We start from the raw sequence: 10,731 nt of genomic DNA on the forward strand, positions 1-10,731 counted from the left end.
GCTTTTCTGCGTTCAGGACCAATTGCTGGTGCGGTCTGCGGTGGTCTGTGGTTGGATCCCGATCATGGATCAGCATGTGATACGTCCGGTCCGTGCGGACGAGTGGGAGAAGGTCAAGGAGCTGCGGATCGACGCGCTGAACGATCCGGCGGCGCCGGTGGCGTTCCTGGACACCGCGGAGCAGGCCGAGGCGCGTAGCGATGAGTTCTGGCAGGACCGGGCTCAAGGGGCTTCCCACGGGCGGCACGCCCGGCAGTTCGTGGCCGAGGCGGGCGACGGGGCGTGGGACGGGTCTGTGACGGTGCTGGTGGAGGAGAGCGGCACTGTCGATTTCTTCGAACGGCCAATTGAGCAGACCCAGGGGCATCTCGTGGGCGTGTTTGTCCGGCCGCAGTGGCGGGGGACAGGGCTGACCGAGGGGTTGTTCGCGGCGGCGTTGGAGTGGGCCTGGTCGTTGGAGGGGCCGGCGTTGGAGCGTGTGCGGCTGTTCGTGCACGACGGCAATGCGCGGGCCGGGGCGTTCTATCGGCGGTTCGGATTCGAGGCGAGCGGGCATGTCGTGCCGGTGCCGGGGGATCCGTCTGCCAAGGAGTTGGAGTATGTGTTTCGGAGGCCGTAAGAGCTAGGGCCGTGTTTTAGATCTGTGTTCCGTTCCACGTCTCATGTGGGTTGACCACGAAGATTCGCACACGTGTGGGGAGAGTTCAGTGGCCGCCAGGTACTACCGCGCCGACAGCGAGAACGGCGACCACGTTGACGACCCGTCCGAGGACGCCCTGTTCATGCTGATCGACGACCTCAACGGCACGGACAACACATTTGTCGTTATCCAGCCCGACCAGGACGACCCCGCCTGGTTCGCTTCGGTTGCGGTCCTGGCGAACGGTGGATACGAGATCGTCCGCCGAGACACCGCCCGCCGCGAACACGACGTTGTCGTCAAGACCAGCACCGACCACATCGCGAGAGACCTCAGCGAGTGGTTGGCCGCCCGCGCTTCCTGAAACCCGGCCTAGGGGAGGTCGGCTTCCGGCCAGCGGGCGCGGGCCTGTTCGCGGCTGCGGCACATCGCGAGGAGGGGGAGCGTCTCGTCCTGGAGGAGCTCCGGGAGCTGGGGGATCGGGGCGACCGCGGCGATGTCGTCGAGGACCAGCGTCAGTGGTGGGTCGAGCCGACCGTGGGATGACCGTGCGGCCATGCGGCGGCCGTGCTCGACCACGCTGGAGGCGAGTGCGGTCAGCAGGGGCATCGCACCCGGGTGGGTACGGGGATCTTCGAGGGGCTCACCCACCAGGTAAAGGCTGCCTCCTTCGGTCAGGAATGAAGCCAACGTGAGCGAATCCGTTCGGTTTGGATTGCAGGCTTCGCGGATGTGGATCGAGCTGAGGCAGGAGAGGGCGCGGGCGGTGAGGTGCTGGGCCAGTTCGCGGCGTTCGGGGTGGGCGGTGAGGGCGTTCTCCAGCTCGCCGGCCGCGCCGGGGGCGGCGTGGGGGTGGGTGCGGAGGATGCGGACCGGGTCCTGGGCGCTGTTGCCCTGGGCCCAGCGGTGCAGTTGCTTGAATGGCCGGTCGTCGAGGGCGGCGGCCTGGAGCCAGCTGCGCAGGAGCGTTTCGGCGGTGTGGGCGACCGCGGCGTCCATGCGGGCCTGCGGGCGTACGGGGGCCAGCAGGGCGATGGCGCGGGCGGCGGCGGTATCGCGGTCGGCGCAGCGTTCGGCGGGGTTCCAGTGCATGCGGGCCGGGGTGTCGCACAGGTGCGAGGGGTCGTAGAGGAGGACCGGGCCCAGTTTGGCGCGGGCGTCCTTGGTCTCCGCCCAGAGGGTGGGGGAGGAGGTGACGATGAGCGCTGCGGATTCTGCCGTTTCGATGCTCTGCGCGGCGAGGTGGTGGCGTTCGGCGGGGGCGGCGTAGGCCAGGCGGGGCGGTGGGGTGGTGGTGGCTGTGCCGGGGGCGTGGCGGTAGGCCCGGTCCAGCGGGTAGGTGTGGTGCGCTGCAGGGGAGCTGCTGGGGGCTCCGCCCCCAGACCCCCGCGCCTCAAACGCCGGCGGGGCTGGATGTGGCTGAGCTGGGTTGGGCTGGGGTACGGGGTGGGCTGCTGTGTGGGAGTTGCTGGGGGCTCCGCCCCCAGACCCCTGCGCCTCAAACGCCGGCGGGGCTGGGTGGGGCTGGGGTGCGGTGTGAGGGTTGCTGGGGGCTCCGCCCCTGGACCGCTGCGGCGCAAATGCTGGCGGGGCTGGGTGGGGGGCCGGGGGTTTTGGCTGGGCGCGGTGGGACTTGGTGCGGGCGATGATGCCCATGGTGAAGATGGTCAGGACGAAGAGGACCAGGAGCTGGCCGATGAACAGGCCCCAGAACAGGCCCCAGCCGGAGAGGGCTGTGGGGTTGGTGTCGGGCCAGGCGCCGGGTACGTCGTGGGGCTGCGCTATCAGGGCGCGGATGGCGCCCGGGGTGCGGGTGAAGGTGACGGTGGACGGCCAGGTGCCCTTCGCGAGCCAGGCGGCCAGGCCGGTGGCCGTCCAGGTCAGGACGGCCAGGCCGAGGAGGAAGGCCAGTAGGCCGACCAGGAGTCCGTCGGGGATGCCGCCGGGGCGCGCGGGGGGTTCCGTACGTCTGGGGTCGGACATGGTTACGCCACCGTGGTCGCCGAGCCGGGGCCGCCGTTGCGGTGGCGTTCGATGAGCAGGGCTCGTTCCTCCGCTTCCAGTTCGGCGGCCAGCAGGTCGTCGGGGAGTTGGTGGTGGGCGGAGGACTCGGTCATCGCGCGGTCGGTGTAGACGAGGGGGCGTTCGGCCTCGGTGATCAGGTGTTTGACCACCTGGACGTTGCCGTTGACGTCCCAGACCGCGATGCCGGGGGTGAGTGTCGGGATGATTTCAACCGCCCAGCGTGGGAGGCCGAGGACGAGGCCCGTCGCGCGTGCCTCGTCCGCTTTCTGGGCGTAGATCGTGCGGGTCGAGGCCATCTTGAGGATGGCGGCGGCTTCGCGGGCGGCCGCGCCGTCGACGACGTCGGAGAGGTGGTGGACGACGGCGACGAAGGACAGGCCCAGGCGGCGGCCGAACTTCAGCAGGCGCTGGAAGAGTTGGGCCACGAAGGGGCTGTTGATGATGTGCCAGGCCTCTTCGACCAGGAAGATCCGCTTCTTGCGGTCCGGGCGGATCCAGGTGTGTTCCAGCCAGACGCCGACGATTGCCATGAGGATCGGCATCGCGATGGAGTTGCGGTCGATGTGGGAGAGGTCGAAGACGATGAGGGGGGCGTCGAGGTCGATGCCGACGGTGGTGGGGCCGTCGAACATGCCGCGCAGGTCGCCGTCGACGAGGCGGTCGAGGACCAGTGCCACGTCGAGGCCCCAGGCCCGGACATCGTCTATGTCGACGTTCATCGATTCCGCTGATTCCGGTTCCGGGTGGCGGAGTTGTTCGACGATGTCGGTGAGGACGGGCTGGCGGTCCCGGATGGTGTCGACGACGTAGGCGTGCGCGACCTTGAGGGCGAAGCCGGCGCGCTCGTCGAGGCCGTGGCCCATGGCGACTTCGATGATGGTCCGGAGCAGCGCGAGCTGCCCGGTCGTGGTGATCGCCGGGTCGAGCGGGTTGAGGCGGATTCCGTCGTCGTTGGCGGCGATCGGGTCCAGGCGGATGGGGGTTATTCCCAGCTGCTGGGCGATCAGGTTCCACTCGCCGACGCCGTCTTCGCCCTGGGCGTCCAGGACGACGACCTGGCGGTCGCGGAAGCGGAGCTGGCGTAGGACGTAGGTCTTTTCGAGGGCTGATTTGCCGTTGCCGGACTCGCCGAGGACCAGCCAGTGCGGGGCGGGGAGCTGCTGTCCGTAGAGCTGGAAGGGGTCGTAGATGTAGCCCTTGCCGCTGTAGACCTCGCGGCCGATGATGACGCCGGAGTCGCCGAGGCCGGGGGCGGCGGTCGGGAGGTAGACCGCTTGGGCCTGGCCGGTTGAGGTGCGTACGGGCAGGCGGGTGGTTTCGACCTTGCCGAACAGGAAGCTGGTGAAGGCGTCCGTCAGAGCGGACATGGGATCTCGCATGGGCGGCACTTCCCTCCAGCTAGCGTCGGATGCCGGTGGCGAACGGCAAGGTGTTGACGAAGGCGCGGTGGTGCTCGCGGTCGCACCACTCCAGCTTCAGGTAGGACTTGCCGGCGGAGGCGCGGATGGTGCGCTTGTCGCGGGCGAGGGCCTCGGGCGAGCGTGAAGACACCGTGATGTACCCGACCAGGTTGACTCCGGCGGCACCGCTCGCGAGATCTTCACCTCTTTGGTCGAGCCGGCCGTGGGCGGCGATGTCCCGGGGGTCGACGGTGCGGTTCATCTTGGCGGCGCGGCTGGCGTCGGCCTCGTCGTTGGTCTTCTCGGTGAGCATCCGCTCGATGGCCACTTCGGTGGGCTCCAGGTCCATGGTGACGGCGACTGTGCGGATGACGTCGGGGGTGTGGACGAGGAGGGGGGCGAGGAAGTTGACGCCGACGGGGGTCATCGGCCACTCCTTCACCCAGGCCGTGGCGTGGCACCAGGGGGCGCGGGTGGAGGACTCGCGGGTTTTGGCCTGGAGGTAGGTGGGTTCCATCGCGTCGAGTTCGGCCGGCCAGGTGTTGCGCTTGGTCATGGCCTGGATGTGGTCGATGGGGTGGTCCGGGTCGTACATGGAGTGCACGAGGGAGGAGAGGCGGCCTTGGCCCAGCGGCTGGCGGACGCGGATGTCGGCTTCGGCGAGGCGGGCGCAGATGTCGGTGAGCTCGCGGGCCATGACGATGGCGAGGCCGGCGTCGCGGTCGAGCTTGCGGCCCTTGTGGGGGGTGGAGGCGCGGGCGATGGTGTGAGCCTCGGCGGCGAGTTCGCGCGTGTAGTGCATACAGGCGACGAGGTACGCGCGGTGCTGCTCGGAGGAGGTGGACACCATCGACTGGAGCTGGTCGTAGGAGTCGCGCAGCCAGCCCGGGGCGTTGGTGTCGCCGCGCTGGGCGACGTCCTTGGCGTGGGCGTCGGGGTCGGCGGGGAGGGTGCGGGCCAGCATCTGGAGGCGGGTGACGAAGCCGTCGCCGTTGGCCACATGCTTGAGGAGGGTGCCGAAGCGGTCGACGAGGGCTTCCTGGTCCTCGCTGTCGCGCAGGCCGACGCCGGGGCCTTCGATCTCGATGGCGGCGGTGACGGTGCGGCGGTCCGCGTGGAGGAGGACGGCGATCTCGTCGGGGCCGAAGGGTGCGGCGAGCCAGTTGATGCGGCCGATGCCGGGGGGCGGGCCGACCTCGACCTCGCGGCCGTCGGAGCCGCGGATGCCGGCTTCCATGGCGCCCGAGCGGTATGTGGTGCCGCGGCGCAGGGTGCGCTTGTAGCTGCGGCTGATCTCGAACCAGCGGTAGAAGGTACGGCCGCGGTAGGGGACGTACACGGCGGCGAGCGCGAGCATGGGGAAGCCGGCGAGGCTGACGATCCGCAGGGTGAGGTCGGGGACCAGCAGTCCGCTCATCATGCCGACGAACGCGCCGACGATGATCAGGGCGATCTCGCCGGTCTCACGGTTCTTGCCGACGATCGCGTTCGGCCGGGCCCGGCCGATCAGATACGTGCGGCGGGGCGCGACCGGGTGGAGCTGGTGGGACTGGGTCGTCAACGCCCGTCACCTCCTGTGTTCCTCGTACTCGAGCCAGTGCGGGGCGGGGGTGCGGCGGAGGGGACAGATCCGCCGCCGGACCCGCCGCCGGAGGTGGGGCGGCTGCTGTGCGCGGCCACGCCTCCGGAGATGGGGTTGGCGGGGCGGGAGGCGCTGTTGCCGCCGCCGTCGCCGCCGCCTCCGCGGTGGGCGCCGCGGCTGCTGTGCGTCTTGATGCCCTGGGAGACGAGGGAGGCCGGGGAGCTGATGACGGCGGCGGCCTGGGCGCCGTCGGTGGCCTTGCTGCGGCCGGCGCGGGCGGAGGCGATTTCGTCGCCGAAGCCGGGGACGAAGCGGTAGATCATCGCGGAGGCGAAGATCGCCAGGAGGATGATGGCGAGGCCGGAGACGACGGCGGAGAAGGCGCCCGGGCCCTTGTCGCCGGTCAGGGCGCCGGCGAGGCCGAGGACTATGACGATGACCGGCTTCACGAGGATGACGGCGATCATGATGCCCGCCCAGCGGCGGACGTGGCCCCACATGTTGCGGTCGACGAGGCCGGCGTAGACGACGGTGCCGAGGAGGGCGCCGACGTAGAGGAGGGCGGCGCGGATGACGAGCTCCAGCCAGAGCACTCCGGCGGCGAGGACGGTGACGAGGGCGACGACGATCAGCATGATCGGGCCGCCGCCGATGTCGTCGCCCTTTTTGAGGGCCTCGGCGAAGGAGCCGAAGAAGACGTCGGACTGGCCGCCGGTGGCGGAGGCGATGACTTCGGTGACGCCGTCGGTGGCGGAGACGACGGTGTAGAGGATGAGGGGGGTGAAGGCGGAGGCGAAGACGGTGAGCCAGAGGAAGCCGATGGCTTCGGACATGGCGGTGGTGAGGGGGACGCCGCGGATGGCGCGCTTGGCGACGGCGAGGAGCCAGAGGACGAGGGTGAGGATGGTGCTCGCGGCGAAGACGACGGCGTATTGCTGGAGGAAGGCGGGGTTGGTGAAGTCGACGTTGGCCGTGTTGGTGACGGCTTCGCTGAGCTTGCCGACGATCCAGGCGGCGGCGTCGGCGCAGCCTTTGGCTAGGGAGGCTAGGGGGTTTAGGGCGTCGGTCGGCGCGTTCGAGGGGAGGCCGGCGCCAGGTGAACCACCTGTGGCTGCACCGTCGCCGAGTTCGCAGTACTGCTTGGATGCGCCGCTGAGCGCCGCGCAGGGATCGGCGCTGCCTTGTGGCGAAGGCGTTCCCGAAGGTGTGGGCGTGGGGGCTGCATAGGCGGAGGACGCGCCGGCTACGACGGCCAGGTGGACGGAGGCGACGACTGCCGCGCGAAGCCGGGGGCTAACGGGCATAGGTGAAGCCTCCGAACTCCTTGACTGCCTTGCTGATGTCATCGGACGAGGAGGCCGGTACGTCGCCGGGAACCGGGGCGGGGCCGTCCTGTTGAGTTTCGGAGACGACCTTCCAGTCGCCGTTGGCCCAGGTCAGTTCGAAGGTCCAGGTTTCCCAGGATGTGCGGACCGGGTCGGTGGACTTGTCGCCGGACATCCCGATCAGGCCGGTGTACCAGATCGCGATCTTCGCGCTGGCGGGGTTGTAGCTTTCGATGCGCGTGCCGACCGGAATGGCACGGGTGACGAAAGTGCTGCCCTGCGGGGGATTGCCGTTTGCGTCCAGCCCCATTCTGGCGAGGAAGGCGGGGGAGTAGGCCTCGTCTTGCGGGCCCTTCACGCGGGCTGCCGCTTCCGCTGTGTAGATCCCGTCCACGATGGCGTGCCGCTTGTCCTTCTTGAACATCCCGTCAGAGCCGAGCGCCACCGCGTAGTTGGCGGCAGCCGACTGGGCGCCCTGTTCGTCGTGGGCGAAGCCTTGGGGGATGCCGGCGGATTTGGCCGTGACCGGTTGGGTGCCGGTGGCGGCCGTGGCGGAGCCGGTGGGGGGTTTGTCCGATGACGTTTTCCCGGAGGAGTCCTGGGACTGGTTCGCGAACGCGATCGCGGCGATCAGGAGGACCACCACGCCGACCACCGTGACCAGGCCGCGGGAGGCGCGGGGAGTGCGGCGGGAGGTGCCGTAGGGGTCGGACGGGGAGTCCGGGAGGCGGGTGCGGGTCTGGCCCGTGCCGCCGACCTCGCTGTAGCCGCTGCCGCTGCCGCCGTACTGGTCCTCGTTGCTCATTCCGTGTCCGCCCCCTCCGCGTCGTCCGACGGTAGCGCTGGTTCCCGCGCAGCCGCGGTGTGGTGAGTGCTCATCAAGTCCGGGAGCCGGCGGGCGGCCCGGCTAGACGGCCATTCCGTAGACGATGGTGAAGAGGGTGCCGAGGGAGCCGATGATGAAGACGCCCGTGAGGCCGGCCACGATCAGGCCCTTGCCCTGTTCCGCGCTGAACGTGTCGCGCAGGGCGGTCGCGCCGATGCGCTGCTTGGCGGCGCCCCAGATGGCGATGCCGAGGCAGAGGAGGATCGCGACGGCCATGACCACCTCGATCATGACCTTCGCTTCGTTGCCGAGACTGCCGAACGGCCCCCAGTTCGGGGCGATTCCGCCGATGATGGTGGTGATGTCGCCCTTTTCGGCTGCCAGGATCATGTAACTCACCGCCCCTGTATGGGTAGTTCCGGTAGCCCATGCCCTACGGCAGGGGTCGCTCACTATCTTCGCTGATGAAATGGCCCTCGTATGTCGACTTGACGGGTCTCTTTGCCCGATTTCCCGGGCCGCGTCCCACTCGTGTGCTCTGACCTGCGCGCGCGTGGTGGGTACGCGAAAGAACGTATGGTCACTCTGTGTATCACGGAGGGTGACCCCGGGCAATGATCGCCGTCTCGGCGTACGGGGGTCCGGGTGAGGGGCCGCCGTTCGGCGCAGCGGGGTCGCGTGTCGTTGGGCCGACCCGCTGATATATGTCCGACATTCCGTCAGTCTTTCCATCTGTGTGCTGGTTTGCGGGGGATGCTCCACCCCGTTCGGTAAGACGACCACAAGGAGCAGGGATGGGTTCCGCAACGAAGGCGGGTCGGCGTGCGTGGCTGGCCGGCGGATTCGTAGTACCGCTGGCGCTCGCGCTGACAGGCGTCTCGGCACCGGTGATGGCTGCCGTACAGGGGTCGGCCACGGTCGTGACGTCCGCGGCGGGCAGTTCGTGCCCCCGGCCGGATGCGAAGTCGGCTCGTAAGGTGCCTGCGGCCAAGTCCAGCAGCCGCAGCTGTCCGGGGCCGCGGGGGCCGAGGGGACCGAGGGGTGACAGCGGGCCGCAGGGGCGGAGGGGTGAACGCGGGCCGCGGGGTGAGCAGGGGCCGATGGGTCCGTGCGCTGACGTCGACACGACCAGGGGGCAGCACAACCTGGAGTTCAGCGCGGCGCTGAGCAGAGGGAAGACCTACCTGGGCCGGCGGTCCCTGGCGGGCCAGGCGCCCGGCCCCTACGTGTGGAGGGACCTCACCAGGGCGTCGAACCCGGGATACCCGCGGCATGCGTGCGGTGTGTCGGTCTCGACCGAGGGCAATCGCGTGTTCGTGAAGGTGCTGACGACTTCGGGCGATGTGTACGAGAACACCTGCACGTACACGCCCAATGGCGCCCTGCATTGCAACCAGGGATGGACGGCTCTGGTCAAGCCCTGACGCTCGGCGTTGGGTTGCCGCGTCTGGTGCCGTGTCTGGTGCACGGGCCGGGCGCGGTATCGGGGGCGTGTGAGACGGCCCGCGCCCCCACGCAGCTGGTATTAGGGGGGTGGGGGTGGAGGGCGTGGTGGGCGTCGTTGTCAGTGGGGTGCGGCAGGCTGGGGGGCATGACGACTCCTTGGACTCTCGCGGACATCGAGGCGGCCATCCGGGCAGGATGGTCGGCAGAGACCTGCTCGCCCGATGACGTCGAGCGTGCGCCCTGGACGGCGGACAACCCGGCCTGGGGGCACTGCGACATCACGTCCTTGGTCGTCCAGGACATAGTCGGCGGCGAGCTGATGGTCGGCGAGGTCTGGCTGGACGGGGAGCAGCACGGGTACCACTGCTGGAATGTGCTGCCCGGGGGGATACGGATCGACATGACCCGGGAGCAGTTCCGGCGCGGGCAGACGGTCACGCCGGGGCGGCTGATGGGGAAGCGGCCCGGCGGGCGGCTGCCGAGGCGCTGGGAGGAGTACCAGCTGCTGCGGCAGCGCGTCATCGACAAGCTGGGGCCGTTGCCGGGGGTGGTGGAGCGCGAGGGCGGTCGGCGGCTGGCATTCAGGGACTTCGGGGGGCCGGGGGCTCCGCTGCTGGCGTTGCACGGGCATTTCCAGGACGGGACGAGCTTCGAGCGGCTGGCGCGGGAGGTGGGGCCGGCGTGGCGGGTGATCGCGCTGGACCAGCGTGGACACGGGGAGTCCGACCGGGCCGGGGAGTACACGCGGGACGGGTACGTGGCGGACGCGGCCGCGGTGCTGGAGTGGTTGGGGCTGGGTCCGGCGGTGGTCCTGGGGCATGGGCTGGGCGGGGTCACCGCGTATCAGCTCGCTGCGCGGCGGCCGGAGTTGGTGCGGGGGGTGATCGTCGAGGATGTCGGGGCGGTGGTCGACGGCGACCTGTCCTTCGCGTTGGGGTGGCCGCGGCGGGCGGAGTCGCCGGAGGCGTTCTTGGCGGGGACGGGGAGTTCGGCGCCGCTCCTGGCGGGGGCCCTGCGGGAGTACCCGGATGGGTGGGGGGCCGCGGTGGTGGCGGAGGACATGGTGGAGTCGCAGCGGGGGCTGAACGGGGACCACTGGGGGCACTGGCTGGCGGTGCGGAAACCGACGCTGTTGGTGCGGGGGGATCGGGGTGGGGTGCTTTCGGGGGAGCACGCGCGGGAGATGACGGTGCGGAGGGCGGGGGTGCGGTTGGTGGAGTTGCCGGCGGGGCGGGGTGGGGTGCGGGTGGGGGATCCGGTGGGGTTCTCCGGCGTTGTTCGGGAGTTTCTGGGCTGGGTGTGACCGGTCCTGCGTGTGACCGGTCCTGGGCGGGGCCGGTCCCTGGGCGGGGCCGGTCCCTGGGCGGGGCCGGTCCCTGGGCGGGGCCGTGGGTATGTGAGGGCGTGGCCTTGGCGGGCCGGGCCTTGGGCTGCGCTGCCCCGGGTTGGGGGGCGTGGCCTTGGCTGGCCGGGGGCCGGGGGCCGGG

Annotated in this window: 10 protein-coding genes; 4 read left to right on the forward strand and 6 right to left on the reverse strand. The window is 70.2% G+C overall.

Annotated features, from left to right (window positions below; translation table 11 throughout):
- Positions 1-64 precede the first annotated feature (64 nt).
- Both J7I97_RS37535 and J7I97_RS37540 read left to right on the forward strand, forming a co-directional pair.
- A complete protein-coding gene (locus tag J7I97_RS37535) occupies positions 65-619 on the forward strand; it encodes a GNAT family N-acetyltransferase (protein ID WP_214944680.1) in 555 nt (184 codons plus the stop codon).
- An 88-nt stretch (positions 620-707) separates the two neighbouring features.
- A complete protein-coding gene (locus J7I97_RS37540; RefSeq protein ID WP_308366092.1) occupies positions 708-1,004 on the forward strand; it encodes a hypothetical protein in 297 nt (98 codons plus the stop codon).
- A gap of 8 nt (positions 1,005-1,012) precedes the next feature.
- On the opposite strand, the gene J7I97_RS37545 is transcribed toward J7I97_RS37540, so the two are convergent.
- The 6 genes from J7I97_RS37545 to J7I97_RS37570 all read right to left on the reverse strand — a co-directional run bounded on the left by J7I97_RS37545 (position 1,013) and on the right by J7I97_RS37570 (position 8,188).
- Positions 1,013-2,623 carry a type IV secretory system conjugative DNA transfer family protein gene (locus tag J7I97_RS37545; RefSeq protein WP_214944668.1) on the reverse strand — a complete coding sequence of 537 codons (1,611 nt, stop codon included), beginning with the start codon at positions 2,621-2,623 and terminating at the stop codon, positions 1,013-1,015.
- A 2-nt stretch (positions 2,624-2,625) separates the two neighbouring features.
- Entirely contained in the window at positions 2,626-4,044 is a 1,419-nt protein-coding gene (locus J7I97_RS37550; protein WP_214944670.1) for an ATP-binding protein, read from the reverse strand.
- 19 nt (positions 4,045-4,063) lie between these two features.
- On the reverse strand, positions 4,064-5,626 hold the full coding sequence (locus tag J7I97_RS37555) for an SCO6880 family protein (protein ID WP_214944672.1): 1,563 nt from the start codon (positions 5,624-5,626) through the stop codon (positions 4,064-4,066).
- Positions 5,623-6,951: a hypothetical protein gene (locus J7I97_RS37560; protein ID WP_214944674.1), complete on the reverse strand. Its 1,329-nt coding sequence runs from the start codon at positions 6,949-6,951 to the stop codon at positions 5,623-5,625. The genes J7I97_RS37555 and J7I97_RS37560 overlap by 4 nt, the downstream gene beginning before the upstream one ends.
- Positions 6,941-7,777 (reverse strand): hypothetical protein, encoded by an 837-nt coding sequence (locus tag J7I97_RS37565; protein WP_214944676.1) that lies wholly within the window; start codon positions 7,775-7,777, stop codon positions 6,941-6,943. The genes J7I97_RS37560 and J7I97_RS37565 overlap by 11 nt, the downstream gene beginning before the upstream one ends.
- 102 nt (positions 7,778-7,879) lie before the next feature.
- A complete protein-coding gene (locus tag J7I97_RS37570) occupies positions 7,880-8,188 on the reverse strand; it encodes a hypothetical protein (protein WP_008742356.1) in 309 nt (102 codons plus the stop codon).
- Between the two features lie 710 nt (positions 8,189-8,898).
- Here J7I97_RS37570 and J7I97_RS37575 point away from each other — a divergent pair.
- Together J7I97_RS37575 and J7I97_RS37580 are read left to right on the forward strand one after the other, a co-directional pair.
- Entirely contained in the window at positions 8,899-9,222 is a 324-nt protein-coding gene (locus J7I97_RS37575; RefSeq protein WP_214944678.1) for a hypothetical protein, read from the forward strand.
- 167 nt (positions 9,223-9,389) lie between these two features.
- Positions 9,390-10,547: an alpha/beta hydrolase gene (locus J7I97_RS37580; RefSeq protein ID WP_308378387.1), complete on the forward strand. Its 1,158-nt coding sequence runs from the start codon at positions 9,390-9,392 to the stop codon at positions 10,545-10,547.
- Positions 10,548-10,731 lie beyond the last annotated feature (184 nt).

Source organism: Streptomyces sp. ISL-87 (assembly GCF_018614095.1).
GTDB lineage: Bacteria > Actinomycetota > Actinomycetes > Streptomycetales > Streptomycetaceae > Streptomyces.

Coding starts and splice junctions, on each gene's coding strand:
- J7I97_RS37535 (WP_214944680.1), top strand. CDS start 65: ATGGATCAGCATGTGATACGTCCGGTCCGTGCGGACGAGTGGGAGAAG.
- J7I97_RS37545 (WP_214944668.1), bottom strand. CDS start 2,623: ATGTCCGACCCCAGACGTACGGAACCCCCCGCGCGCCCCGGCGGCATC.
- J7I97_RS37550 (WP_214944670.1), bottom strand. CDS start 4,044: ATGCGAGATCCCATGTCCGCTCTGACGGACGCCTTCACCAGCTTCCTG.
- J7I97_RS37560 (WP_214944674.1), bottom strand. CDS start 6,951: ATGCCCGTTAGCCCCCGGCTTCGCGCGGCAGTCGTCGCCTCCGTCCAC.
- J7I97_RS37565 (WP_214944676.1), bottom strand. CDS start 7,777: ATGAGCAACGAGGACCAGTACGGCGGCAGCGGCAGCGGCTACAGCGAG.
- J7I97_RS37570 (WP_008742356.1), bottom strand. CDS start 8,188: ATGATCCTGGCAGCCGAAAAGGGCGACATCACCACCATCATCGGCGGA.
- J7I97_RS37575 (WP_214944678.1), top strand. CDS start 8,899: ATGGGTCCGTGCGCTGACGTCGACACGACCAGGGGGCAGCACAACCTG.
- J7I97_RS37580 (WP_308378387.1), top strand. CDS start 9,390: ATGACGACTCCTTGGACTCTCGCGGACATCGAGGCGGCCATCCGGGCA.